At 74.1% G+C, this 26,422-nt stretch carries 15 protein-coding genes; 4 read left to right on the forward strand and 11 right to left on the reverse strand.

Annotated elements, in window-relative coordinates; translation table 11 throughout:
- Window positions 1–39 precede the first annotated feature (39 nt).
- From SCWH03_RS01255 to SCWH03_RS01280, 6 genes are all read right to left on the reverse strand, one after another.
- Window positions 40–1,317, reverse strand: coding sequence for a glutamate ABC transporter substrate-binding protein (locus SCWH03_RS01255; RefSeq protein ID WP_254076489.1), 1,278 nt, complete (start codon window positions 1,315–1,317; stop codon window positions 40–42).
- Between the two features lie 23 nt (window positions 1,318–1,340).
- Complete coding sequence (locus SCWH03_RS01260; RefSeq protein ID WP_371872588.1) at window positions 1,341–2,771, reverse strand: GlnX family signal transduction membrane protein; 1,431 nt, start codon at window positions 2,769–2,771, stop codon at window positions 1,341–1,343.
- 427 nt (window positions 2,772–3,198) lie between these two features.
- On the reverse strand, window positions 3,199–4,347 hold the full coding sequence (locus SCWH03_RS01265; protein ID WP_254076518.1) for an N-acetylglucosamine kinase: 1,149 nt from the start codon (window positions 4,345–4,347) through the stop codon (window positions 3,199–3,201).
- A 41-nt stretch (window positions 4,348–4,388) separates the two neighbouring features.
- A complete protein-coding gene (locus SCWH03_RS01270) occupies window positions 4,389–5,696 on the reverse strand; it encodes a 6-phospho-beta-glucosidase (RefSeq protein WP_173260690.1) in 1,308 nt (435 codons plus the stop codon).
- A gap of 618 nt (window positions 5,697–6,314) precedes the next feature.
- A complete protein-coding gene (locus SCWH03_RS01275; protein ID WP_173260692.1) occupies window positions 6,315–8,042 on the reverse strand; it encodes an RICIN domain-containing protein in 1,728 nt (575 codons plus the stop codon).
- A 520-nt stretch (window positions 8,043–8,562) separates the two neighbouring features.
- Complete coding sequence (locus SCWH03_RS01280; RefSeq protein WP_173260694.1) at window positions 8,563–9,618, reverse strand: mechanosensitive ion channel family protein; 1,056 nt, start codon at window positions 9,616–9,618, stop codon at window positions 8,563–8,565.
- A 315-nt stretch (window positions 9,619–9,933) separates the two neighbouring features.
- Between SCWH03_RS01280 and SCWH03_RS01285 the strand changes: the two genes are divergently transcribed.
- On the forward strand, window positions 9,934–10,470 hold the full coding sequence (locus SCWH03_RS01285; protein ID WP_173260696.1) for an HNH endonuclease: 537 nt from the start codon (window positions 9,934–9,936) through the stop codon (window positions 10,468–10,470).
- 144 nt (window positions 10,471–10,614) lie between these two features.
- On the opposite strand, the gene SCWH03_RS01290 is transcribed toward SCWH03_RS01285, so the two are convergent.
- Entirely contained in the window at window positions 10,615–13,545 is a 2,931-nt protein-coding gene (locus SCWH03_RS01290; RefSeq protein WP_173260698.1) for a glycoside hydrolase family 84 protein, read from the reverse strand.
- Between the two features lie 256 nt (window positions 13,546–13,801).
- On the opposite strand from SCWH03_RS01290, the gene SCWH03_RS01295 reads away from it, so the two are divergent.
- From SCWH03_RS01295 to SCWH03_RS01305, 3 genes are read left to right on the forward strand one after another with little or no spacing between them, the layout of a single operon-like run.
- Window positions 13,802–14,062, forward strand: a complete 261-nt coding sequence (locus tag SCWH03_RS01295) for a hypothetical protein (protein WP_173260700.1) — start codon at window positions 13,802–13,804, stop codon at window positions 14,060–14,062.
- Entirely contained in the window at window positions 14,063–16,315 is a 2,253-nt protein-coding gene (gene malQ, locus SCWH03_RS01300) for a 4-alpha-glucanotransferase (RefSeq protein ID WP_173260703.1), read from the forward strand. It begins immediately after the preceding gene.
- A 20-nt stretch (window positions 16,316–16,335) separates the two neighbouring features.
- Window positions 16,336–16,578 (forward strand): hypothetical protein, encoded by a 243-nt coding sequence (locus tag SCWH03_RS01305; RefSeq protein WP_173260707.1) that lies wholly within the window; start codon window positions 16,336–16,338, stop codon window positions 16,576–16,578.
- A 483-nt stretch (window positions 16,579–17,061) separates the two neighbouring features.
- Here SCWH03_RS01305 and SCWH03_RS01310 read toward each other — a convergent pair whose 3' ends face one another.
- The 4 genes from SCWH03_RS01310 to SCWH03_RS01325 all read right to left on the reverse strand — a co-directional run bounded on the left by SCWH03_RS01310 (window position 17,062) and on the right by SCWH03_RS01325 (window position 26,143).
- Window positions 17,062–18,291, reverse strand: coding sequence for a S8 family peptidase (locus SCWH03_RS01310; protein ID WP_173260708.1), 1,230 nt, complete (start codon window positions 18,289–18,291; stop codon window positions 17,062–17,064).
- A 418-nt stretch (window positions 18,292–18,709) separates the two neighbouring features.
- The gene (gene pepN, locus SCWH03_RS01315) at window positions 18,710–21,280 is read right to left on the reverse strand and encodes an aminopeptidase N (protein WP_173260709.1); all 2,571 of its coding nucleotides are present in this window, start codon (window positions 21,278–21,280) and stop codon (window positions 18,710–18,712) included.
- A gap of 303 nt (window positions 21,281–21,583) precedes the next feature.
- The gene (locus tag SCWH03_RS01320; RefSeq protein WP_173260710.1) at window positions 21,584–22,612 is read right to left on the reverse strand and encodes an aspartate-semialdehyde dehydrogenase; all 1,029 of its coding nucleotides are present in this window, start codon (window positions 22,610–22,612) and stop codon (window positions 21,584–21,586) included.
- A gap of 201 nt (window positions 22,613–22,813) precedes the next feature.
- A complete protein-coding gene (locus SCWH03_RS01325; protein ID WP_173260712.1) occupies window positions 22,814–26,143 on the reverse strand; it encodes a S8 family serine peptidase in 3,330 nt (1,109 codons plus the stop codon).
- Window positions 26,144–26,422: the final 279 nt, after the last annotated feature.

A 26,422-nucleotide genomic window follows, 5' to 3' on the forward strand; every position in this document is an offset into this window, starting at 1 on the left:
GACTGACGGCGACGGCGTCCGGCCTCCCGCCTGACGGCGTCAATCCTCCCGGTACTTCGGTGCCGGGGGGCCGGGTATGCCGGGCAGATCCTCCTTCAGCCACGTGACGTACGCCTGTGTCCAGGGGCCCGCCCGGTACTGCTCCAGCACCCTGTTGACCCGGCGCACCAGGTCGTCCCTGCCCAGTTTGGCGGCCACGCCGTAGTACTCGGTGGTGAACGGCCCGTCGCCCTTGAGTTCGACGGACGGATCCTGAGCGGCCTGGCCCGCGGCGAGAGCCGCGTCCGTCACGACGGCGTCCACCTCGCCCAGTTGCAGACGGACCAGGCAGTCCAGCTGGTTGGGGACGGTCAGCCGGTTCCGGTCGCCCGGGCCGCCGTCGTCCTCGTCCCTGAACAGCGCTCCGTGTGCGTCCTTCTCCAGCGCGTCGTAGGCCGTCGACCCCTCGGCGGAGCAGACTCGCCGGCCCCTGAGCGACTCGTCGAAGCCGGTGATCGGGGACTGCCGGGGCGCGAGCACCTGCTGGCCGGTGCGGAAGTACGCCGTGGAGAAGGCGACCTGCTCGATCCGGGCGCAGTTGATGGTCATCGTCCGTACGACGAGGTCTACGGTGCCGTTGTCGAGCGCGGCGATCCGCTGGTTGGTCGGGACCGCCCGGAAGATGATCTTTTCGGGGTCTCCCAGGAGGTCCCGGGCGATCGCCCGGGCCAGATCGATGTCGAAGCCCTCCAGTTCGCCGTCCGCCCGACGGTAGCCCCAGCGGTAGCTGTTCTGGTCGATGCCGACGATGAGCCGGCCGCGCTGTCTGATCTCCTCGACCGCCGGGCCGTCCGCCGCCGACGGCCGCAGCGACGCCTCCGGGCTGGTGCAGTCCTCTGCCTTGGCGGCCTCCATCGCCTCCTTGGCCTCCGCGATCGGCGCGGCTGCCGGCTCGGCACCCCGGAGCGCGCCGGCCGGCGGCCCTGCCCGGGGAATCGAGAGCGGATTCGAGAGCGGATTCGAGAGCGGGATCGAGAGCGGGATCGAGAGCGGGAGCTGAGCGAGGGCGGTGGTGAGCGCGAGGGCCGCCGCCGTCCCGGCGGCACCGCCCCGGCAGCGCAGCCCCGGTGCGGCGGACTCCCTCCCGAGCGGAGCACGGGGCAGGGCCCGCCCCGAGGTCCCGGCCCCCGGTGTCCGGTCTGGTGCGCCGTCCGGTGTCCCCTCGGGTGCCGTGTGCGGCATCCCGTCCCGCGTCCTGTTCAGCGCGGTGTGCGGTGTGCCGTCGGGTGTCTCGTTCGGTGCCGTGTCCGGTGTGCCGCCGAGTGCCGGGTCCGGCATAGGGCCAGCCACTCCTCCCCCTCTCACCGGTACTCCGAAAGCCGGCGGCCGATGCCCAGGACGGCGCCGGCCGCGCCGAGGACCGACAGCACCACGGCGCCGGCCGGCAGGCCCGCAAGCGCGCCCCGGCCGCCCTCGGCGGCCTCCGTGAACTCGGCCTGCTCATAAGCCAGCGCCCTCTCCAGTGCGGCGTCCACCCGGTCGAAGCACTGACCCGTGGAGCCCTCGCCGCCGATCACCTTGGCCAGCGCGCCGTCGTAGTCGCCCGCCCGGTCGCTCTCACCGGCCTGCCAGTGCCTGCTTCTCCACTCCGACGCCGCGGAGACGGCCTGCGCAACCGGTGCGCGGCCCGCGCCGTCGCCGGCGAGCTGCCCGGCACGGCGGAGCGATACGGTGAGCCTGTCCATCCCCGAGGCGTAGTCCGCCTCGTACTTGTCGCCCTTGCCGTCCTCGGTGAGCACCGCACCCCGCGCGACCAGGGTCAGGTTCTCGTTGGCACGCGCCTTCAGGCTGCTGATCCTGGCGTCGTTGAGGACCGTCAGCGACCGCTGTCCCTCGGCCCGGGCCTCGTCGAGCCCCGCTCTCGCGAGCGCGTGCCCGGCGCCGAGCCAGAGCAGCGTCACCGTGCACGCCGCGGTGGCGGCGAGCAGCCCGGGGCTGAACACCCTGTTCGTACGGCGGTAGTCGCGGCGCTGCGCCCAGACCAGACTGCCGAGCGCTACCACTCCCAGCCCCAGCGACATCAGGGGCCACGCCCGGGCGCTGCCGTGGTCGTCGTCGAGCCGGGCGGTCTCCTCCTCGTACAGCTGCTGCGCCGCCGGCAGCAGCTCGATGGTCATCAGCTCGTTCGCGTACCGCAGATAGGCCCCGCCGAGGGGGAGGCCCTGGCGGTTGCCGGCCCGGGCTCGCTCGACGAGGCCCGTGTACCGCGGGAGTTGTTCGCTGAGCACGGTGATCCAGCGTTGCGATGTCGTCGAACCGTCCGTGTTCGAGGCGGCCTTCACCAGCAGCCGAGAGGCGCCGGTGACGTCCTCGCGGTAGCGCTCGCGCACCGCGGCGGGCTCCTGGGCCCCGGCCAGGAAGCCGCTCGCGGCGGCCGTGTCGGCGTCGGCGAGTGAGCGGTAGATGCTCGCCGCATCGGCGCTGAGCGGCTGGCTGCGGCCGACCACGGCCTCGGCGGATTCGGAACGGCCGGCGGTCTCGGCCGCCGTCACGGCGCCGAACGCCAGCACCAGCGCGGCCAGTACGGCGCCGATGATCCGCAGCCGACCGGGCTCCGTCGTCGCGGCGGCGCGCAGCCGCGACGAGGTCTCCGCCCAGGCGCTGCGCCTTGCGGGCGGCTCCGGTGGCCGCGCTGACCGGTCGGCGGAGGGGGGCGACTTCGGGGCGGGTGCCGGGCCCGGCCGCGCCGGGACATGCGGTACCGGCGAGGGCGGGTCCGTCGAGCCCGGCATGTGTGTCAATTGACCTCCCCCTCGGTCACCTGACGGTGTCCCACCTCCTGCGGGTGGGGACCGGCTCCTCGCCAGAAGTATGGCCACGGGAGCGGACATTCCACGCCCTGGAGTCCCCAGGATCCTGTGTCATCCGGCGTGTCGCGTCAATGCCGCCCATCCTGGAACGTCCCGTGCTGAACACGCCGCTGACGGACCATCGGTTCCGTTCGCGGGTGCGGCGCGCCGGACGCGCGAACGGAGATGAGGGCGTCCCGGAGCGTCCCGGAGCGCCACTATGTGCGGGAGTGCGCCCCGTTGGGCCGCTTCCGGCCGGCCGGCCGGTCGGTGGTACGGCGGCTCGGCGGCCGGGCGGTTCAGGCGCCGGCGGTCGGGTGGTTCGGTGGTTCGGTGGTGTGAGTGGTCTTGGTGATCCGGTTTCAGGGGTTCAGTGGTTCGGGGGTTCAGTGGTTCGTCGGGGCGGGGAGCCTGATTCCGTTGCTGAGGCCCCTGCCGTGGAGATCTGCTCCCCGTACCGTGACCGCAGCCGGGACCGCGCCCCGGCCGGAGCTCCGAGGCGGTCCAGTCCGAGCAGTGCCGCGCCCAGGACGGGCGGAGCGGTCACCACGGAGAGGACCGCCTTCGGCGCCCGGACGGCCAGTGACGCCTCGATCCCGCCGTGCAGCCGGGGGTGCCGCGCCGCCAGCACGCTGCCGCCGAGGACCACCGGGACCTCCTCTTCCAGCAGCCCGAGCCGGCCGAGCGCCACCGTGGACATGAGGACGACCTCCTCCGCGAGCCGGTCGACGATGGCGCCGGCCACGGCGTCGCCCGCGGCGGCGGTCGAGAACAGGACCGGGACGAGTTCGTGCCTGCGTCCCGCGGCGAGGTGCCCCAGATGCAGCGCCTCGATGAGCGCGTACATCGACGGCAGACCGAAGTGCGCGGGCAGCGTCCGGGCCAGTTCGGTCGGTTCACCGCGACCGTCCTCGGCCCTTGCGGCGAACCACAGCGCCTCCTCCGCGAGCGCCGCGCCCCCTCCCCGGTCCCCGGAGATCCTGCCGACGGCCGGGAAGCGCGCGGTGCGTCCGTCCGGCGCCACGCCCACGCAGTTGATGCCTGCCCCGCAGACGACGGCGACGCCCCTGGACCCGTCGGCCCCGGCCCGCAGGACCGCGAAGGTGTCGTTGCGGACCTCGCTCGTGGCACCCCAGCCGCGAGCCCGTACCGCCGTCGCCAACATGGCCTCCTCGGTCGGGAGGTCGGCGTTGGCGAGACAGGCGGAGACATGCGCGACGGTGGTCAGCCCGGCGCTGCGGAGGGCCTCGTGCACCGTGCCGTCGAGTCCGTCGAGTCCGTCGAGTCCGTCGAGTCCGGCGGGTCCGTCGAGTCTGGCGGGTCCGGCGGGTCGGCTGGGGCCGCGCGGTTCGTCGGCCCCGTTGGGCCCCTCACCCGTCCTCGCCGGGCTCGCCCGCGGCGGCCGGAAGCCGCCGCCGCGGGCCGAGCCCAGGACCGAGCCCCCCGCGTCGACCACCACCACGTCCGTCTTGCTGTTGCCCGCGTCGATGGCCAGGACCGCGGCAGGGGGGCGTCCCACCGCGGAGCCGGGCGCGGACGGCGCGCGCCCCGCCGCATCGCTCACGCCCACGGAAGGTGCTCCCGGTTGTGAGCGACCAGCCGCTCCGTGAGGGCTTCTGCGTCTGCGAACTGGCCTACCAGCGGGTGCGCCAGCAGCGCCTTGAAGACGCGGTCCCGGCCGCCGCGGACGGCCGCCTCCAGCGCCAGCTCCTCGTAGGCGGTGACATTGGCGATCAGCCCGCGGTACAGCGGATCGACGCCGGGCGGGGGCAGCGGCACGGCACCCCTGGTGCCGACGGCCGCCTGCACCTCGACGACGGCGTCGTCGGGGAGGAACGGCAGTGTGCCGTCGTTGTAGGTGTTGACCACCTGGTAGGGGCTGCCCGTTCCCCCCAGGAGCGACGCGACGAGGTCGACGGCGGCCTCCGAGTAGTAGGCGCCGCCCCGCCGGGCGAGCAGTGCCGGCTTCTCGTCCAGCGAAGGGTCGCCGTACATCGCCAGGAGTCGCTCCTCCAGGGCGGCGACCTCCGCGGCCCGGGGCGGCGCGTTCCTCATCTCCCGGACGACCGCGTCATGCCGGTAGAAGTAGCGCAGGTAGTACGACGGCACCGAGCCGAGGCGGTCCAGGACCTCCCGCGGGAGCCGCAGGTCTCCGGCGAGGGTGCCCGCGTGCGTGCTGAGCAGCCGCGGCAGGACGTTCTCGCCCTCCGGGCCGCCCAGCCGGACACCCGTCTCCCAGGTCAGATGGTTGAGACCCACATGGTCCAGGTGCACCTGGCCCGGTGCGGTGTCCAGCAGCGCGGCGAACTTCCGCTGCAGGCCGATCGCGACGTTGCACAGACCGACGGCCCGGTGCCCGGCGTGCAGCAGCGCACGGGTCACGATGCCGACCGGGTTGGTGAAGTCCACGATCCATGCGCCGGGGGCCGTGCGCCGTACCCGTTCGGCGATGTCCAGCACCACGGGCACGGTGCGCAGTGCCTTGGCCAGCCCGCCTGCCCCGGTCGTCTCCTGCCCGACGCAGCCGCACTCCAGCGGCCAGGTCTCGTCCTGCTCCCGCGCGGCCTGACCGCCGACGCGCAGTTGGAGCAGCACGGCGTCGGCGCCGGCCACGCCCGCGTCCAGGTCGGCGGTGGTCGAAACGGTCCCGGGATGGCCCTGGCGGGCGAAGATCCGCCGGGCGAGCCCGCCGACCGGGTTCAGCCGGTCGGCTGCCGGGTCGATCAGCACCAGCTCGCGGAGCGGCAGGGCCTCCCTCAGCCGGGCGAACCCGTCGATCAGTTCGGGTGTGTAGGTGGATCCGCCGCCGACGACGGCGATCTTCGCCTGCCGGGGGGCCGGGCGGTGGCCCGCTGTGGTGTGCGGCATGTGCGTCTCAGCCCTTCACTCCGGTCGGTCCGACGCCCTCGGCGAAGGCCTCTGCGGGGAGTATCCGGCGATCACCGGTGCCAGGGCCGCCCCGGTCGCGGTGATTCTGCCGTGCCGGTCTTCCGGGTGCACGGCCCCGCGGTCGCCGTCGACCTCTCTCTCCGGTGCTCGCCCGTCGCGCCCGCCGCCGGGCTCGTGTCGGTCCGGTGGGCTCTCGCTGCGGGACTGCCGGAACGTCCGCAGGCCCGCAGGGTGGCGGTGAGGTGCGCGGGGGTCCGCGTCGAAGACCTCACCGCCGCGGCGTCACCCGCAGCGGCGGGGAAGCGTCCCTGTGGGTGATGTCCTTGACGCTGTGCGCTGTTGACGCGTGGCACCTCTGGCGGGAGGCGCGTGTGACGGATGGCGCCCTTGAAGGGCGTTCACCCGGGACGCGGAGCCGGGCGCGGCCGCCCGGTCGCGCACCGGTAGGCCGTAGCCCGTACCGGCGAGGGTACGGGTGTCCGTGGGCCGGGTGTCCGGGTGTGCGTGGGCCGGGTGTCCGGGTGTCCGGGTGTGCGTGGGCCGGGTGTCCGGGTGTCCGGGTGTGCGTGGGGCGGGTGTCCGGGGGCCCGTCGGATGTCATGGCCCGGCGGCCGTAGCGCCGCCCCGTGGCGGCGACACGAGTGGCTCCACGGTCCAGTTCTGATCGGTGCTACCGGTCAGGGCACGGAGCGCCAGAGGCCGTGGGTTCTCCACCCAGTCCGGGTCCGGGACGAGCGCGACCTTCGGGTCGGTCTTCGGCAGGATCGGCCCCACCGGCTCGACGAGAAAGGTCATCTTGTCCAGCTTCTCCGGACTGTCCGAGTCGCATGGGCGGACGCCGACCTCCGAGCCGTCCCCGTCCGCCTTCAGGCAGAACGTCGAGTCGTGGAGGTTGCGGAGCCGTCCCTGCGCGTCCAGAGCCCACCGCTGCGTGGGGGCCTGGGTGCATCCGGCCGCCACGGTTCCGCCGCGCTTGACGATCAGTCCGTCCTCGATGTCCAGGCACAGCCCGCTGCCCGCGTGCACGATCCGCCCGTAGACGAGATCGCCGGGTGGTGGCGTGCTCCCGGTCTCCGGCCGCGCGGGCCCGGTGGTGGCTCCGGTCGGGGACGCCGGGGCGGCCGGGGCGGCCGGGCGGGCGTCGACCCGGCCGCGGCCGGGTCCGGGTGCCTCGCCGGACTGACGCTCGGCGATGAGCAGCAGGGGGACCGATACGGCGGCCACCGCGGCCACCGCACCGGCTACGCGCGCCCCGCGCCTCGGCCGGTGCCGCGGCCGGCGGGTGTGATGGGGGTGCACCTCCGGGGCGGCGTTCCACCGTCTGCCGTCCCGGTCTCCCGGACTTGCGCCCGGCGGGGGACCGGGGACCGGCGCCGGGAGCCCCTGGGCGAGGGCGGACGCGTACGCCGCTCCGTCGCGGACGAGCAGCCCGTCGGCCAGTGCCGTGCGCAGGTCGTCCGAGAGCAGGATCAGCTGCGTCAGCAGTCCCTCGCAGTCGAGGCAGGTGTCGAGGTGGTCGGCGAGGTCGCCGCAACGGGGGTTGTCGCCGGCGACCGCCGCGGCCTCGACGAGGCGCCGGAATCCGCTGCAGCGGGTGTCGCCGGCGCGTTCTGCGTATGCCTGCAGCAAGGCGCCGTGCAGCGATTGCCGGGCCCTGGCCAGCAGCGCCGGAACGGCGTCCGCCGCCACCCCGGTGTAGGCGGCGACCCGCTCGTCCGGCTCCTGGTCCACCAGCGAGTACCACAGGACACCCCTTGCGGCCTCGGGGAGGGCGAAGAAGCCCTCTCTGAGCGCCTGCTGCTGCCCGGCGGCCTGCTGCCGCCCCGTCGACTGCCGCGGTGCTGCCATGTGCCGGCGGCCCGTCGCGGGCTGCTGCCCGGTATCCCGCGCCGGCCCGGCGGGGCGTCCGCCGCGGTCGTGGCCGTGGCCGTCGGCCCGGCTCTCGCCGCGGCTGTCGGCCCAGCCGAGGAAGGCGGGTTCGAGCAGGGCCCGTCTACCGCCTCCGGCCCAGCTCAGGGCCGTGTGGTGCACGCACGTCAGGACGAAGTCGCGCCAGGTGCCTTCGGGGTCGAAGCCGGAGCGCGCCGCTTCTGCCGCCCGCCCCAGCGCCTCACGCGCCAGCCGGTCGGCGGCCACCCGGCCCCGGGTGCACAGCTGGGCGAAGACCAGGGCGTAGGCGATATGGCGCTGCCTCAGCTCGTTCTCGGCCTGGCGGTCGGCCGGGCCTCGGGAGCGGATGCGCTCGGCGAGTTCCGAGTCCGTGGCCTGCGAGCAGCCGCTCTCCCAGGACGCAGTCGCCTTAACGACCTTCTGCAGCTCAGGCATCGGACCCCTCACTTGCCGCACCCCGCGCCCCTGGTGCTTCGGGCGCCGCGGAGACGTTGGTTACAGGGGATTACGGGGAAACGGTGCGTTGCGCTCAACTCCCGCATCGCGTATTGCGGCCGGGAAGGCCTCATGGTGCGGGTGGGAGGCGCCGAGGGGAACTGCTCCGTCGGTGCGTTCCCCGCGCCGGCCGGTACGGGCAGGCGCTGCCCCGGGAGTCTCGCGGGGTGCCGGGCAAGGGCTCGGCCCCTGCGGAGGAGGGGGCGGGGGGCTTGATCGGTCCCGGGGAGAGCGCGCCGCCGGGGCCGGGCCGCACCGCCGGACCGGCCCGCCGGCGAGGGGCGGGGCCGCCGGGGGCCGGGGAAGCCGCCACCGTGCGGATCGGAGCGCTCTGCCGCACGGCCGCGCGGACGTGCGTTGGGGGAGCGCCGTGCCCGCCCGCGGGCCTACGCCGGCGGGGGTGCCGGGCGTGCCGGGGGTGCCGCGGGGGCGATCGGGGACGCCGCCACCGTCCGCGGCCCTACTTCGCGAGAGGGGCCGTCGGGGTGATCGGGGACGCCGCCACCGACTGCGGCGATGTGGCGGAGGCGTAGGCGGACGGGGCCGCCACAGCGGCCGTCGGGTCGGGCGCCGCCTGCTCCCCGCCGGACTCCTGCGGTGCGCCTCCGACGATCCGCACCCCGGCCTCGTCGAGGGCGCGCTTGATGCGCCAGCGCAACTCGCGCTCCACGCCCAGCGCCTTGCCCGGCATGGTCTTCGCGGACACGGAGACCGTCATCCGGTCGGTCAGCACCTCGGTGAGACCCAGCACCTCGACCGGACCCCACAGCCGCTCGTTCCAGGGCTCCTCCTTGGCCATCGCTGCGGCGGCCTGCTCGATGAGTTCGCGCACCCTGCCCAGGTCCTCGGTCGGTGGCACGTTCACCTCCACCGAAGCGGTAGCCCAGCCCTGGCTCAGATTGCCGATCCGCTTGATCTCGCCGTTGCGGACGTACCAGATCTCGCCGTCGTCACCGCGCAGCTTCGTCACCCGCAGGCCGACCTCGATCACCTCGCCCGAGGCGACCCCGGCGTCGATCGAGTCGCCGACGCCGTACTGGTCCTCGAGGATCATGAAGACGCCGGAGAGGAAGTCGGTGACCAGGTTCCGCGCGCCGAAGCCGAGGGCCACGCCCGCCACACCGGCGGAGGCGAGCAGCGGGGCCAGGTCGATATTGAGGGCGCCGAGGACCATCAGCCCCGCCGTGGCGAGGATCACGAACGACGCGACCGACCTCAGCACCGAGCCGATCGCCTCGGAGCGCTGCCTGCGCCGCTCGGCGTTGACCAGCAGACCCCCCAGGGCAGTGCCCTCCACGGCCTGGGCACTGCGGTTCATGCGCTCTATGAGCTTGGTGAGCGCCCGGCGGACGGCGATCCGCAGCATGACCGCGATCACCACGATCAGCAGGATCCGCAGGCCCGTGTTCAGCCAGGTGGCCCAGTTCTGCTCCACCCATCCGGCCGCCTCGTTGGCCCGCTCTGCGGCCTCGTCGAGACTGACGGGCGGATCGGACGGATCGGCGGCCAGGAACACGGGGGAACCTCCGGGGGTGCGATCGGCTGACCCTCCACATTATCGGCGCATACGCCCGGCCTCCGGCGTTCTCCGAAGGGAGAGACGAGGCTCACCGCGGGGGAGCGGCGGGGCTCGGCCGCGCGCGAGTGGCGGGGGTCGCCGCACGGGGGAGACGAGCCGCATCGGGGTGATTTTCCGGGTGTGCCCGAGCACACACAAAATCCCTCCGGCCCGTTACGGGTACGTAGTGGCGCTTCGAGCAGGCATGAGGAGAGACTGAGTGCAGATCGTCCCGGCGCGAGCCACGCGCCGCCGGCGTACAAGGAGGCATCCGTGCCGCACGTCCTGGTCCTCAACGCGTCGTACGAGCCGCTCGGCGTCGTACCGCTTCGCCGCGCGCTCGTCCTCGTCCTCGAGAACAAGGCCGTATGCCTCGAGGAGTCCGGCGCCTTCATGCACAGCGCGACCCGGGTGATCCCCGCGCCCAGCGTGGTCCGGCTCAAGTGTTTCGTCCGGGTCCCCTACCGGGGGCCCGTTCCTCTGACCCGCCGTGCGTTGTTCGCCCGCGACGGGGGCCGCTGCATGTACTGCGGTGGCGTCGCCACCAGCGTCGACCACGTCGTTCCGCGCAGTCGCGGCGGTCAGCACGTCTGGGACAACGTGGTGGCGGCGTGCCGCCGCTGCAACCACGTCAAGGCCGACCGGCACCTGCGTGAGCTGGGATGGCGGCTGCGGCACCAACCCGCCCCGCCGAGCGGCCTCGCCTGGCGCATCATCGGCACCGGGCATAGGGACCCGCGCTGGCTGCCATATCTGCAGCCGTACGGCGCGGACGACGCGATGGCCCGGATCGACGGCATCTCCGCCTGAGGATCCGGGCCTCTGTCATGTGCGCGCTCCGTCCGCCGGGCCGCTCCCCCGTCCCCCCGGCGGGCCGGGGGGACGGGGGGACGGGAGCCGCTCGTGCGCGCCGGGCGCCGCGGACCGCCGGGAGGCCGCCGGCCGCCGGGGTGGTCAGGGCTCGGCGCCGTCCTCCCGCTGCTCCGACACCGCGTAGCCCTCGACCGACCACAGCGAGTAGCCGAAGCGCGTCGCCCGCGCGTCCCCCTGCACCCGGACGAAGCGGGTTCCCGGCGCGTCCAGGCGGACCGACTCGCGGCCGCCCCTGCCGTCGCGGACGGTCGCGGCCGTGCGCCAGCTGCGCCCGTCGGCCGAGACCTGGATGCGGTAGCGCGAGGCGTGCGCGTCCTGCCAGTGCAGGACCACCTGGCCCAGCCGGACCGGCCGGGGAAGCTCCGCCTGCCACCAGGCGCCGTCCTCCGCGGGGGAGGACCAGCGGGTGCCGGGGTCGCCGTCGGTCGCGGCGGACGCCGGGAAGTCGGGGGTCTCGTCGCCCGAGGACGACGCCGCGGCCGTACGGAGCAGGTCGGGGCCGCCGGTTGCGGGGTAGGCCCGTACGGTCAGCGTGCTCTCCTCCCCTCCGAAGGCGAAGGGCACCTCGTACTCGCCCGCCGGGGTCCCCTGCGGCACCGTCACCTCGACGGGCACGGCGGTATGCCGGCCGCGGGGCGCCCGGACCTCCTTCGGCACGGCCACCGTGATGCCCTCGGGCGCCTCGGCGGTGAGCGTGCCGCGCACCTCGTCGGGCCGCTGGGCGGCGACGTACGCCTCGGTGCGCTGCGGGCCGCCGCCGATCGGCGCGTCCAGCTCGCCCCGGTCGAGGGCGAGCCGGGCCCGGGGCTCGTCGGCGAACCACGGCACCAGCGCGTGCACGGCGTTCGCCGCCGGCGCCCCGGTGATGCGCAGGGCGTCCGCGCGCAGTCCCCGCAGGCGGCTCTGGGTCCAGCCGGAGGCCGCGAGCCCGCCGAGCGTCCGCCAGCCCTGGCCGGGTACATGCGCCTCCAGCGTGCCCGTGGCGCCCTCAGGACCGGGTTCGGTCATCGCGGTCACGGCCTCCACGGGACGGGCGCGGTCCAGCCGGATCGTGTAGCTGTCGCCGCTGGTGGTCGCCGCGCCCGGCTGCCGGTCGGCGCCCGTCCACGCCGCGGACTCCTTCGCCACCCGGTCGAGGAAGGGGTCGAGCACGCCCTTGCCGACCGTCACCTTCCCCTCGCCGATCCCGGTGCGCACGGGGGCGAGCGCCAGCGACGCCCGCCAGGCCGTCTCGCCGTCGCCGCGCGCCTGGGCCTGCAGCAGGTCGACGGCGAGTTCTCCGGCGGTGCCGTAGCGTGCCAGCTGGTCCAGCCAGGGACCGACCTCGGCGCCGAGCGGGGACAGGTGCTCCGGGGCCTCCCGCATCACGGTGAACGCCGCCCGCAGCCGCCGCGCCGCGTCGTCCCCCGCCTTGGCGTCGTCGGTGGTGCGCGCACGCCAGAACTCGGCCATCAGGGGCTGGAGGTACGCGGACTCGGTGGAGCCGAGGATGGACGAGGAGTGGTTCCCGGCGAGCGCGCCCAGCGCCTCCCGGGTCCGCGGGTCGCCGGCCGCGAGGTCGTCCATCGCCGCGCTCCAGGACTCCTGGGGCCGGTAGCCCTTCGGGTTCCAGGCGTAGTCGGCGGCCGTGAACAGCGGGATCCGGGACACGGTCGGCTGCTCCATGGCGTTGGCGAGCAGCGCCGCGGAACCGGAGGCGACGGCCGGCTCCCGTCCGGTATAGGGCCCGAGGAAGATGCGGCCCTGCGCGTAGTCGTTGACGGGGTAGTTGTCCATGGTGACCATCGGGCGGCCGAACACCTGCCGGGCTCCGGCGAGTTCCCGTCCGGTGATGGTGCGCGGGACGACCCCGACCCCTGTCCAGGCGACCTGGACGCCGGGGTCCAGCAGTTCGGCGAGCGCGGTGCGGTACTCGGTCCTGCCGTCCTGGTAGAACTCCGTGGGCATCACCGTCAGCGGCTCCGCGCCGGGGTGGCGTTCGGCGAGGTGCCCGGCGATCTCCCCGGCGACCCTGGCGTGCGCCTTGGCCGCGGCGCCCGGTCCGGAACCGAAGGCGCCGGGGTCCCGGTCGCAGTGCCACTCGCTGTAGCTGACGTCCTGGAACTCCAGCTGGAAGGCCCGCACACCGAGTGCCCACATCGCGTCGATCTTGCGCTTGAGCGCCTTCACGTCGTCGTCGGAGGCCAGGCACATGGACTGGGCGGGGGCGACGGCCCAGGCGAGCGTCACATGGTTGCGCCGGGCCCGCTCGGCCAGCTCGCGGAACTCGGCGCGCTGCGCCGCGGGGTACGGATCGCGCCAGCGGGCCTGCCGGAACGCGTCGTCGCCCGGTGCGTAGAGGTAGCGGTTCTGTTTGGTGCGGCCCATGAAGTCGAGCTGCGCCAGCCGCTGCTGATGGCTCCACGGCCGGCCGTAGAAGCCCTCGGCCACCCCGCGTACCGCCGTGCCCGGCCAGTCCCGTACGACCACACCGGGCACGGTGCGGTCGACGACGAGCTGCCGCAGTGTCTGGGCGCCGTGGAAGAGGCCGTCCGCGCCGACTCCGTCCACGGCGACGGTGTCGCGTCCCGCGACCCGGCCGGTGCCGATCCGGTAGCCGCCCCGGGGCAGATCGGCGCGTTCGGGTACCCGCAGGGCGCGCAGCGCCTCAAGTGCTCCGGTTCCGCCGAGACGGAGCAGCGGGCCGCGGCCGGGCAGCTCCGTGTGGACGGTCCGGACCCCGGCGGCGCGCAGCGACTCGCGCACGGTCCGGACGGCGTACGGGTCGGCGTCCTCGGCCGCGAGCAGCGTCACGTCCTCACCCAGCGGCACGGCGGGGCCGGTGGTGGTGAGCGTCTGGGGGCGGGGCCAGACCTGCGGGGGGGCTCCGGCGGTCTTCCGGTCGGGGTGGGCCGCAGTGGTCGTACCCGGTACCTCCGGGGCGGCGAGGGCCCCGGGAGCCGTACCGAGCAGCCCGCCGATCACGGCGACGGCGACGGCGGTCGCCGTCTGCTTCCTGCGCCCGAACCGCACGTCCGGTCTCCCCTCGACTCACCGTGCCCCCGTGAACCGGAACCGAGCCCACCACCGCTGTGGTGAAGGTGTCAATGCGGCTGACGGTTGTGTCGTATTTGCCCATCGGCGCGCTGAGAGCCGGCGCCCACCCCTCCAACTCCCGCGCGTGAAGCAGAATGTGACACGGAACACGTTGACGAGAGGTGTACGTCTGCGGCCGTGCCCAGTGGGTAGGGCTCCGAATGTCCTGTTGCCCATTGTGAGGAGGCCCTTCGTGGCCGCACCCGCACAGCTTCTGCTCCCCGCCCTGTCCAAACAGGTTCTCGGCCCGTTGACCAGCGGGCCGCCGCTGACCTCCGTTCCGCCCCTGACCGGCGGGGCCCCGCTCCCCGTCGCCGGTCCGCTCACCAGCGAGCCGCCGCTCGCCGCCGCACCGCCGCTCACCAGCGAGCCCCCTCTCGTCGACGCCGCCCCCCTCACCAGCGAACCCACCGCCACCGGCGACGCCGGAGGCTCGGAGTCCCCAGGAGTCTGAATGGGCCTGGCCCGGCTGGCCGCGCTGCACGGTGTCGCCACCACGTACTCGCCCTCGGAGGGCGTCACCGTGCCCGTCCCCGACTCCACGGTCGTCACGGTGCTCGCCGCCCTCGGTGTGGACGCCGCCACGCCGGAAGCGGTCCGCGCCGCCCTCGCGGCGGCCGAGTCCGCCGCCGGGGAGCGGCTGCTCCCGCCGACCGTGGTCGCATGGCTCCCCGCCACCGGGCCGCCGCCCGTCCCCGTCCCGCCCGACTCCCGCGTGCGTGTGGACCTCGAGGGCGGCGGCCTGCTCGAATGGCGCGAACCGATCCCCCGCGCATCCGCGGCGGAGCCCGGCGGCACACGGGCCGGGCAGTCCGGCCGCGCACCCGCCGGGGAGCGCCCTGCCGCCGAGACGCAGGGCTCCGCGGCCGGGGAGCGTCCCGTCGCCGGAGGGCGTCCCCCCGCCGGGGGTGGGCCGCCCGCCGCGCCCCGCTGGCCCGAACTGCCCCCCGGGGTGCACCGGCTCACCGTGCGGACGAGCGGCGGGCGCACCGGCAGCGCCGCGCTCGTCGTCGCCCCCGATGCCGTGCACCGGCCCGCCGAACGGGTCCACGGCTTCCTGGTGCAGCTGTACTCGCTGCTGTCCCGCCGCTCCTGGGGCATGGGCGACCTCGGTGACCTCGCCGAACTGGCGTCCTGGGCCGGCCACACCATCGGATCGGGATTCGTGCAGGTCAACCCGCTGCACGCGGCCGTGCCCGGCCGGCCGACCGACCCGTCCCCCTACCGCCCCTCCTCGCGCCGGTTCCCCGATCCCGTGCATCTGCGGATCGAGGACATCCCCGAGTACGCGTACGTCACCGGCCGGGACCGGCACCGGCTGGACGCCGTCCTGAAGGAGGCCGCCGAACTGCGCGCCTCGGTTCTGGAGAAGGGCGCGCTGATCGACCGCGACGCCGTGTGGCGGCTCAAGGCCCGGGCGCTGGAACTGGTGGTGCGGGTTCCGCTCGGCCCCGGCCGCCGGGCCGCGTACTGCGCCTATCTGGCCGAGGGCGGCCGGGCGCTGGACGAGCACGCCACCTGGTGCGCCCTCGCCGAGATCCACGGCTCCGACTGGCACGCCTGGCCCGAGGGCCTGCGCGACCCGCGCTCCCCGGAGACGGCCCGTGCCCGCGGGGACCTCATGGACCGCGTCGACTTCCACTGCCGGCTCGCCTGGCTGACCGACGGGCAGCTGGCGGCGGCCGCGGAGGCGGCCCGCGGCGCCGGGATGGCCGTCGGGATCGTGCACGACCTCGCGATCGGCGTGCACCCGGACGGCGCGGACGCCTGGGCCCAGCAGGACGCGTTCGCCGCGGGCATGTCGGTGGGCGCCCCGCCCGACGCGTTCAACGCCCGCGGCCAGGACTGGGGTCTGCCGCCCTGGCGGCCCGACATGCTCGCCGCCTCCGGCTACGCCCCCTTCCGGGCGCTGCTCCGCGGACTCCTGCGGCATGCGGGCGCGCTGCGCCTCGACCACGTCATGGGCCTGTTCCGGCTCTGGTGGGTGCCCGTCGGGGCCCAGCCCGCCGAAGGCACATACGTCCGCTACGACGCCGAGGCGATGCTCGCCGTCCTGGTGCTGGAGGCCCGCCGCGCCGGGGCGGTCGTCATAGGGGAGGACCTCGGCACCGTCGAGCCCGGGGTGCGCGAGGCGCTGTCGCGCCGGGGGGTGCTCGGCACGTCCGTCCTCTGGTTCGAACGGGACTGGGCCGGTGGCGGCCGGCCGCTGCCGCCCGAGGACTGGCGCGAGGGCTGTGTGGCCACCGCCACCACCCACGACCTTCCGTCCACCGCCGCCCGCCTCACGGGCGAGCACGTGGCGTTGCGCCACCGGCTGGGCCTGCTCGCCAGGCCGCTGGAAAGGGAGCGCTGGGAGGACGCGGCCGAGGTGGCCGAATGGCATGCCTGTCTGGCCCGGCTCGGTCTGCTGCCGGAGGGCACCCACGACGAGGAGGGCGGGATCCGTGCGGTGTACCGGTTCCTGCTCCGGACCCCGGCCCGCATGGTCGGCGTCTGGCTGCCGGACGCCGTGGGGGACCGCCGTCCGCAGAACCTGCCCGGCACCTGGGACCAGTACCCGAACTGGCGGCTGCCCGTCGCGGACGCCGCAGGCCGCCCGACGACCCTGGACGACCTGGCCGCCTCGCCGAGGCTGCATGCGCTCATGGACGTGTTCCGGCCGGCGCCCGCCCGCCGTACGGGCACCCCGGATGCGCGGCCGTCCTAGCCGTTCGCTACGTTGGCACCGTGGACAAGAAGAACGCCCTGCGCGCCGGCGCCGTCGCGGCCGGTACGGCGCTGATGATGCTGCTCATGTCGTCTCCTGCGCTCGCGCTGACCCGCGACGACGGCGACGACCCGGGTGCCGGTCTGAGCGCGGCCGAGACGATCGGCCTGTTCGTCGTGGCGCCGATCGCGCTGTTCGCGCTGATCGCCGGCCTGGTGATGGTCCTCGACAAGTCCGACCGGTCCGGCGGGAAGCAGGCCTGACCCCGGTGCGGGGCCCGGGACTGCGGGCCCGGCACGCGGCGCCGCACCCGGCTCCCCCGCACGGTCTTCGTACGGGACGCCCGCCGTGCGGCGCCCTCGCGTGGTCCTCCGGGCGCGGCCGGGCATTGCGGTGTTCCGGGGCCCGCGGCCACCGCCACCGCGGCCACCGCTCTGTGGTCTCCCGCTCGACGGCCCGGCCCCTCCGTGCCGCCGCGCACCCCCGCCCCACCGCCGCGCTCGCACCCCCGACCCCTCGCTTCCACGCGGGCCGGGCTGTTCCCCCGTTCGCCGGGCCGTTCGGCCGGGCCGAACCGATGGGCGCGGGCCGCCGGCATCCCGGGCGGACGGCCCGCACTCCTCCGCCCACCGCGAGGCGGCCCCCGCGGAGCGGGCGACGGCGGACCGCTCACCTGCTGCCTTTGAGGACGCCCCGGCCGATGTGAGCCGGGAATCCCCGCCCCTTGGCTTGAGGAAGGGGAGGAATCACAGTCCGCCGGTGAACAGGAGCCGGTTCGGTGAGCCCCGGGAGATGCTTCTCACGACGTTCTTCGTGGACTGTGCGACGAGCCAGTCGGCGACCTCCCGGGGGCCGGCCGCGGGATGGGCCGCCTTGAAGAGCGCGGCGACGCCGGCCACATGCGGTGCCGCCATCGAGGTGCCGTTCATCGAGGTGGTGCCACCGCCCATCCGCGCGGAGACGATGTCGCTGCCCGGTGCGTACAGCCGGAGGCACCGGCCGTAGTTGCTGAAGTCGGTCTCGGCGTCCGACCTGTCGGTCGCACCGACCGTGATGACGCCCGGGGCACTCGCGGGCGAGACGGCGCACGCGTCCTCCGCGGAGTTGCCCGCCGCGACGACCGGCAGCACCCCGCTGTCGAAGACGGCCCGGGCGGCGGCGTTGGCGGAGGGGGACGGGGGACCCCCGAGCGAGGCGTTCAGCACGGCGGGGTGCCGGGCGTTCCCCGCCACCCAGTCGAGGCCCGCGATGATCATGGACCAGGCGCCCTCGCCCTCGCAGTCGAGCACCCGGACGCTGACCACATGGGCCTGCGGAGCCACCCCGTACACCGCCCCCGCCACGGTCCCCGCGACATGGGTGCCGTGGCCCTCGCAGTCCTGGCCGCGGCGGCCGTCGCCGATGGCGTCGAACCCGGCCACGGCGCGGCCGCCGAACTCGCTGTGACCGTAGTCGATCCCGGTGTCGACGACGTAGACGGTGACGCCCCAGCCCGTGGACGTCGCGGTGAACCGCCCGTCGAGCGGCAGCACCCGCTGGTCGGCGCGGTCCAGTCCCCAGCTCGCGGCCTGCCGGCGGAACGCCGCGGCGACGCCCGGGCCGGGGAGCGCGTCCGCGGACGGGACATGCGGCTCCCGGGGGAACCGACGCGCGGAGGCCCGCGCGTCCTCCTCCACGGCCGCCACGCCCGGTGCGAGCCGCAAGGCCGCCAGCTGGGCCGCGTTCAGCGTCGCGGAGAACCCGCGCATGGCCCGTTCGTAGGTGTATCGGGGCTTCACCCCCGCGTCCCCGGCGACCGCGGCCGGCTCGGCGCCCTCCCGGAGCGAGACGATGTAGCTGCCCTTCACCGGCTCGGACGACCGGTACAGCGGGGCGGGGACCGGCCCCTCCGTATCCGCCTCCGCCGCCGCTCCGGGGGCTGCCGCGGCCGCGGCGAGCAGCAGAGCGGCGACCGCGCGGCGCGCAAACAGTCGCATGGGCACTCCCATCCGGTCGATGATGATCACATCACCGTTTTTCGACCCGGCCGCGCCGACGCTTGAGTGCTTGTCAGCCGATCGCCCGTCCGGGACCCCGATCCGCAGACGCGCGACGGCGGCGGCACCCGGTGGGGCGTTCCAAACCCGGTGAGGCGTTCCGGCACCGGCCGGCCGCCCTGACCGAGCCGGGGCGATCGGCACCGGCCGGGGCGGGGCGGATCCGGCGGCGGCAGGATCCGGCGGCGGCAGTGCCACGGCGCCGAGGGCTCGGGCGTACGCCCGGCCGCCGACGCCCGGTCGCACCCCGGGCGGACCGCCGAACTGAAGGGGCCCGGCAAAACGCGCGAGGGCGCCCCGGACCCGATGGTCCCGGTACGCCCTCCGGTACGCCGTGCGGGGCTCGCCGCCCCGCGGGTCAGGACGCCGCCGCGTCCGCCGCGCGGGCCTTCAGGGCCCGCTCGACACCGGCGCGGGACTCGAGGACCAGCCGGCGCAGCGCGGCGCCCGGTTCGGCCGAGTCCAGCCACGCGTCCGTCGCGTCCAGCGTCTGGTCCGACACCTGGAGCGCCGGGTAGAGACCCACCGCGATCTGCTGGGCGATCTCATGGGAACGCGACTCCCATACACCCCCGACCGCCGCGAAGTACTTCTCCGCGTACGGGGCCAGCAGCGCGCGCTGGTCGGTCTGGACGAACCCGCCGATCACCGCCTCCTGCACCGCGTTCGGCAGCTCGCCGGACTCGACGACCGACTCCCAGGCCTCGGCCTTGGCCTCCGGCGTCGGACGGGCCGCCCGGGCCGTCGCCGCGTGCCGCTCACCGGCGGCCGTGCGGTCCCGCTCCAGCTCGGCGGCGATCTCCTCCTCGCCGTAGACCCCGGTCGCCGCCAGCCGCTCCAGGAACGCCCAGCGCAGCTCCGTGTCCACGGCCAGACCCCCGATCGAGTCCCGGCCCTCCAGCAGCGCCTGCAGCAGGTCCAGCTGCTGCGGGGTGCGCGCGGTCGCCGCGAACGCCCTCGCCCACGCCAGCTGGTGGTCGCTGCCGGGCTCCGCGGCGCGCAGATGCGCCAGTGTCGCCTCCGTCCACCGGGTGAGCCCCGTCTCGCGCCACTGGGGCGCCGCGTACAGGTCGAGGGCGAGCTTCACCTGCCGGTGCAGCGACTGCACCACGCCGATGTCCGACTCCTTGCCGATGCCCGACAGCACCAGCGCCAGGTAGTCGCGGGCCGGCAGCTCGCCGTCGCGGGTCATGTCCCACGCCGAGGCCCAGCACAGGGCCCGCGGCAGCGAGTCGGTGAAGTCGCCCAGGTGCTCGGTGACCGTCTTGAGTGACTCCTCGTCGAGGCGGACCTTGGTGTACGTCAGGTCGTCGTCGTTGAGCAGCACCACCGCCGGGCGGGGCTTGCCGACGAGCTCCGGCACCGCGGTGAACTCGCCGTCGACGTCCAGCTCGACGCGGCCGGTGCGCACCAGCCGCCCGGCCTCGTCCAGATCGTAGGCGCCGATCGCGATGCGGTGCGGGCGCAGCACCGGCTCGCCCTTCGCGCCCGGCGGCAGCGCCGGCGCCTCCTGCTTCACCGCGAACGAGGTGATCGTCCCGGCCGCGTCGGTGTCCACCACCGGCCGCAGCACGTTGATGCCCGCGGTCTCCAGCCAGGCCCTGGACCAGGTCTTCAGATCGCGTCCGCTGGTCTCCTCCAGCGCGGTCAGCAGATCGGTCAGCCGGGTGTTCCCGAAGGCGTGCCGTTCGAAGTACGCCTGTACGCCGCGGAAGAACTCGTCGGTGCCGACATAGGCGACGAGCTGTTTGAGCACCGAGGCGCCCTTGGCGTACGTGATCCCGTCGAAGTTGACGAGTACGTCGTCCAGGTCGCCGATCTCGGCCATGATCGGGTGCGTGGACGGGAGCTGGTCCTGCCGGTACGCCCAGGTCTTCATCGAGTTGGCGAACGTCGTCCACGCGTGCGGCCACCTCGAGCCGGGCGCGTGCGCCTGGCAGGCGACCGACGTGTAGGTGGCGAACGACTCGTTCAGCCAGAGGTCGTTCCACCACTCCATGGTGACCAGGTCGCCGAACCACATGTGCGCCAGTTCGTGCAGGATGGTCTCGGCGCGCGTCTCGTACGCCGCGTCCGTCACCTTCGAGCGGAACACGTACTGGTCGCGGATGGTCACCGCGCCCGCGTTCTCCATCGCGCCCGCGTTGAACTCCGGTACGAAGAGCTGGTCGTACTTGGCGAACGGGTAGGCGTAGTCGAACTTCTCCTGGAACCAGTCGAAGCCCTGCCGGGTGACCTCGAAGATCGCGTCGGCGTCCAGGAACTCGGCCAGCGACGGGCGGCAGTAGATGCCGAGCGGGACGCTCTGCCCGTCCTTCTCGTAGGAGCTGTGGACGCAGTGGTACGGACCGACGATCAGGGCGGTGATGTATGTGGAGATCCGGGGGGTCGGCTCGAAGCGCCAGACGTTGTCCTCGGGCTCGGGCGTCGGTGAGTTGGAGACCACGCTCCAGCCCTCCGGCGCCTTCACGGTGAACCGGAACGCGGCCTTCAGGTCGGGCTGCTCGAAGTTGGCGAACACCCGGCGGGCGTCCGGCACCTCGAACTGGGTGTAGAGGTAGGTCTGCTGGTCCACCGGGTCGACGAACCGGTGCAGGCCCTCGCCCGTGTTGGTGTAGGCGCAGTCCGCGACGACGGTCAGCTCGTTCGGGCCCTCGTGCAGGTGCCGCAGGGCGATCCGCGAGTCCCGGAAGACCGCGGCCACGTCCTGCGGGTGGCCGTTCAGCACCACCTCGTGCACCGCGGGAGCCACCAGGTCGATGAAGGTCTCCGCGCCGTGCTCGGCGGAGTCGAAGCGCACGGTGGTCGCGGACCGGTAGGTGCCGCCCTCCTGCGCCCCGGTGAGATCGAGGTCGATCTCATACGAGTCAACGGTGATCAGGCGCGCCCGCGCCTGTGCCTCTTCGCGGGTCAGGTTTGTGCCAGGCACCCGGTCATCTCCTCGCTTCTGCGTCCTCGGTATGCGACGTTCCGGCTCATCCTTCCACGGGCCCCCCGCGGCCCGCCGGTCCCCCGGGAGCTCTCCCCACCGGGCGGGCTCCGGCGGGGCGGGGCCCCGGGGGCGGGTGGCGCGCGAGGGCGCGGCGGGGCCTGCGTGGCGGCGGGGCGGACTCCCCCGAGGGCGGGTGGCGCACCGGCGGTGGGCCGGGGCCGGGGCTGGGGCCGGTGCGACGGCGGGGCGGGGCCCCGTGCGCTCGGCACGCGACCCCGCCCCGCGGCGGCCCCGGGCGGATCAGCCCCTGAGCTCGTCCGCCACCAGCTCGGCGATCTGGACCGCGTTCAGCGCGGCACCCTTGCGCAGGTTGTCGTTCGAGACGAACAGGGCCAGGCCGTTCTCGACGGTCTCGTCGCCCCTGATGCGGCCGACGTAGGAGGCGTCCCTGCCCGCGGCCTGCAGCGGGGTCGGGATGTCGGACAGCTCGACGCCCTCCGCTTCCGCCAGCAGCGCGCGCGCCCGCTCCACGCTCAGCGGACGCTCGAAGCGCGCGTTGACCTGCAGTGAGTGCCCGGAGAACACGGGGACGCGGACGCAGGTGCCACAGACCCTGAGATCCGGGATCTCCAGGATCTTGCGCGACTCGTGGCGGAGCTTCTGCTCCTCGTCGGTCTCGTGGGAGCCGTCGTCGACGATCGAACCGGCCAGCGGCAGCACGTTGAAGGCGATGGGGCGCTGGTAGACGGCCGGCTCCGGGTAGACGACGGCCGCGCCGTCGTGGGTCAGCTCGGCGGCCCGCTCGGCGACGGCCTTCACCTGGCCGTCGAGCTCGGCGACACCGGCGAGGCCGGAGCCGGAGACCGCCTGGTACGTGGTGGCGACCAGCGCGGTGAGCCCGGCTTCCCGGTGGAGCGGCTTCAGCACGGGCATGGCGGCCATGGTCGTGCAGTTCGGGTTGGCGATGATCCCCTTCGGGCGGTCCTTGACCGCGTGCGGGTTCACCTCCGAGACGACCAGCGGCACCTCGGGGTCCCGGCGCCAGGCGGAGGAGTTGTCGATCACGACGGGGCCCTGGGCGGCGACCTTCTCGGCCAGGGCGCGGGAGGTCGCGCCGCCGGCCGAGAAGAGCACGATGTCCAGGCCGGAGTAGTCGGCGGTGGCGGCGTCCTCGACGGTGATCTCCCGGTCCTGCCACTCGATCGTGGATCCCGCGGACCTGGCGGACGCGAACAGCCGCAGTTCGTCGGCCGGGAACTTCCGCTCGGCGAGGATCCTGCGCATGACCGTGCCGACCTGCCCGGTGGCTCCGACGATTCCGACCTTCACGGGGACTCCTCCGTACGCTTGTGCAGCCTGCCCGGCCTGCTGGCCTGGACGCCTTCCATGATGCGTCTGTCCACGGCCGTTTTGTCCAATCCCTTGTCCGAGGGGCGGGAGGCATGGCCTTCCTCACACGCGAGGCGCCGCCCGGATGCGCGGAGGGCGGGCGGCCCGCCGGCCGCCCGCCCCCGTGACCGCGTCGGACCGCTACGGCACGACCTTCTCGATCACCACGCTGCCGGTGCCCGCCGCAGTGCCGCGCGCGTTCACCAGCCGGACCTCGCCGAAGAACCGGCGGCCCTCCGGTGCGGAACCGCCGACCACCACCTCGGCGGAGACCTGCGCGCTCGCGCCGTTGGCCAGCGAGACCGTCGCGGACTCGTCGACCTCGACGGTGCCGAGCGCGGACGAGAAGTACACGTCCTTGTAGTCGTACGTGGTGCCGCCGGGCGCCACCGCGTAGCCGTCGACGAGGATCGTGTACGTGCCCGCTGCCGGGTTGGCCAGGGACACCGACTCCTCGGAGTCGCCGTCCGCGGACTGGCCGACCAGACGGCCGTCCTTGAGGACCGCGAGGTCCAGGTCGGCGCTCTTGTCGGAGGTGTTCCCGATGACCACGTCCAGCCGCTCGACGCCGGTGCCGATGGTGACCGTGGACACCTGGCGCTCGTCCTGAGCGATGGTCGGCGCCGCCGTCATCGCGGAGCCGAGCGAGCCGCCCTTCAGCCTGCCCTCCAGCGCGGCCGCGTCATTGGTGACCTGCCAGTCGACCGCCGCGGGCGTGCCGGCCTCCGCCTCCGGCAGGGTCTTCACCGCCGGGTCGAAGGAGGCGCCGAGCAGGGTGACGTCCAGTGTGAACGGGTTGTCCAGCATCGGGGAGGTGCGCCGCGACTCGACCTCGATCTCCCAGACGCCCGGCTGCGGGTCGGCATAGGAGCGCACGTCCGGCCGGCAGGTGTCGGCCGGATTGTCGTAGTTCGCGTAGCAGACCGTGGACGAGGTGCTCTCGACGGCCACGCCGTAGGGGTGGATCGAGATGAACCGGGTCTGGCTGCCCGCGGCGAGACCGCCGAGCGCGACCTCCAGTGTCCTGGCGCCCTCCGGCACCGTGACGAAGTGGGACGTGAAGCTGTTGCGCTGCACCGACCCCTCGGCGGAGTGGGAGTAGCCGGGCTTCACCAGCTCGCTGGAGGCGACCACGGTGGTGAGGATCTGCTTGTCGACGCCCTCGGTGCGCTGGTCGTCCAGCTCCAGGATGGCGCTGTGCACACCGGTGGAGCCGGCCTTGGCCTGCACCTTCACGGTGACCGGCTGGTTCAGCGGCAGGTCCACCTCGTCGTCGCCGACGATACGGAACGTGCCGTCGTTGTTGCGGAGGTCCAGCTCGTGCTCGATCGGCCGGTTCGGGCCGCTCGTGCGTGTGATGGTGACGTCGTATGTCCTGCGCTGGCCCGGCTTCAGCCCGCCGTCGCGGTCGTAGACGCCCGCTCCGAAGCCGGCCTCCGGCTTCAGCAGGTGGTCGAGCGCGGTGTCGACCGGCGCCTTGACCGTGTACGAGTGGGCGGTGGCGCCGTCCCTGATGGACTCCCACGCCTCCTCGACGTCGATCAGACCCGCACCCTGCTCGTGTGCCTGCACTCCGGGGATCCGCTTGGCGGTGCTGGTCAGCGCGGTCCGCAGGGTGAGCGGGGAGAGCGTGGCAGAGCGCTGCTTGGCGGCGGAGATGAGCAGCGCACCGGCGCCGGTCGCCTGCGGCGCGGCCATCGACGTGCCGTTCAGCATGCCGTAGCCCGCGGGGAGGCGGTAGCCGGTCTCGGGCACCGGGGCGCCCGCCTGCCAGGTCGGGATCGTGTTGATCGACGCGCCGGGTGCGGTGACCGTCGGCGTGAAGCCGCCGTTCTCCGTCGGGCCGCGGGAGGAGAAGTTGAACATGTTGTACCGCTTGGCCACCTGCGAGCCGTAGTTGGCGGCCCAGGTGCTGCGGGAGACGGCCGCGCCGACCGAGACGACCTTGTTGGCCAGGGCGGGGTCGCCGATCGTGTTGACACCGGGGCCCGAGTTGCCGGCCGAGATGACCAGCTGGACGCCGTAGGTGTCGATCAGGCGGTTGTAGAGCAGGGCGCGCGCGTTGTCGGCGTCGTCGCCGCGCTCGCTGTCGTCGTAGTTCAGCGCGGGCAGACCGCCGATGGACATGTTGACGATGTCCACACCCCGGTCGACGACCAGGTCCCGCATGCCCTCGAGCAGTGCGATGTTGGTGCAGCCGCCGGTCCAGGTGCAGGCGCGCGACGACACCAGCTTGGCGCCGGGCGCCGCTCCGCTCATCCGGCCGCCGAACAGGCCGTTGGCGGCGGCGATACCGGCCACATGGGTGCCGTGCGAGCCCTCGACGACGCCGATGTTGACGTAGTCGGAGAACTTCCCTGCCTCGAACTCGACGTCCTTGCGGATCTCCACCACGAACGGGATGCGCTCGGCGATCTCGGTGGCGGGGTCGTCGGTGCCGAAGTACCCGAACTGGTGGCCGTCCTTGTACGGCTTCATCGCGACGTCGTTGGTGAAGTCGGCGTCGTCGTCCAGGTCGACGCGGACCGTACCGGCGGCGGCGTCGTACAGGATGCCCCACGTGTCGGTGGTGTCGCCGTCGCGGTTCAGGTCCCCGGCCATGTCGCCGCCGAGGGTGGCCCGCTCCTCGAAGACGCTGAACCGGTGTGCGCCGGCCGGCGCCTTCCAGCTGCGGTCCCCCACGGTGAACACGGGACCGGTCACCCCGGTGTCCATCCGCCGCCAGGTGCCGTCGCCGTCGGTGGCCGGGTCGGTCGCGGTCACCCAGTCGACGATCTTGCGCTCGCCGGTGGTGGTCTTCTGCAGGGCCGGGTGGCCGAGGTCGACCCCGGAGTCGAGGATGCCGATGGTCACGCCGCGGCCGTCGGCCCGCGGGTGGTCCTCGACGAACTCCACGGCACCCGTCTCGTGGGACGGGTTGTACGGGTTCTTCGCCTTGGTCTTCTTGCCCGGCCCGGGGTAGGCGGCCGATGCCGAGGCGGCGGAGGCGGTACCCCCGGCGCCCGCGTCCGGCCTCGGATCGTCCAGTTTGATCTCGCGCTGGAGGTCCATCCCCTGGACCGTGTCGAGTTCACCGGCCTTGCCGAGGGCGCTCTTCGCCCTGCCGGTGGGGAGGGTGGCCCGTACGTAGCCGAGCTTGTCGTCCTGCCGGCCGACGACGGCGCCCGGGACGGCGTCCAGCTGACCGGCGACCTGCTCGGTCTGACCGGGAACGGTGGCGACCATCACGGTGACGGTCTTCTGGCCCTTCGCCTCGGCTTCGGCGAGGAGCCGGGCGTCGGCCTCGCCGAGCTTGTCGGTCGGCTTCTCGGCGGTCTTGACCGGGCCGCCGGCCGGATCGTCCACCGAGGTGGCCGCGAAGGAGGGGGCGGCGCCGGTGGCCACCAGCGCGGCCACGAGGCCTGCGGCGGCGGCGATACGTGCCACGCGTCTTGGCCCGGTTATGGAGCCCTGCGACTCGAGGGTTGTCATCAGCATCCCTGTGTGGGTGAAAGTGAGGTCCGGAATTCGGTACCGGATGACCGCTCAGCCTTTCGCAAGTGACGCAGCTTTGTGGAGTGTTGACCGAGGTGTGATGTGTTCGTGGCGGAAATCCGCCAGTGGCGGAACACGCGCCGTGCGGAACAAAGGGGTGCCTATCCGGTCGATCCGGCCCCCCGGCCGTTCGGGAGCGGACGGCTCCCCGGGCCGACCGGCGGATGCGGCGCCGGCCGGAGCTCTCTGGCCGGCAGCGCGGCCGGGCAACCCGCC

Source organism: Streptomyces pacificus, from assembly GCF_011766325.1.
In the GTDB taxonomy this organism is placed as follows: Bacteria; Actinomycetota; Actinomycetes; order Streptomycetales; family Streptomycetaceae; genus Streptomyces; species Streptomyces pacificus.

Coding starts and splice junctions, on each gene's coding strand:
- SCWH03_RS01310 (WP_173260708.1), bottom strand. CDS start 18,291: ATGCGACTGTTTGCGCGCCGCGCGGTCGCCGCTCTGCTGCTCGCCGCG.
- SCWH03_RS01255 (WP_254076489.1), bottom strand. CDS start 1,317: ATGCCGGACCCGGCACTCGGCGGCACACCGGACACGGCACCGAACGAG.
- SCWH03_RS01270 (WP_173260690.1), bottom strand. CDS start 5,696: ATGCCGCACACCACAGCGGGCCACCGCCCGGCCCCCCGGCAGGCGAAG.
- SCWH03_RS01325 (WP_173260712.1), bottom strand. CDS start 26,143: ATGACAACCCTCGAGTCGCAGGGCTCCATAACCGGGCCAAGACGCGTG.
- SCWH03_RS01275 (WP_173260692.1), bottom strand. CDS start 8,042: ATGCCTGAGCTGCAGAAGGTCGTTAAGGCGACTGCGTCCTGGGAGAGC.
- malQ (WP_173260703.1), top strand. CDS start 14,063: ATGGGCCTGGCCCGGCTGGCCGCGCTGCACGGTGTCGCCACCACGTAC.
- SCWH03_RS01260 (WP_371872588.1), bottom strand. CDS start 2,771: ATGCCGGGCTCGACGGACCCGCCCTCGCCGGTACCGCATGTCCCGGCG.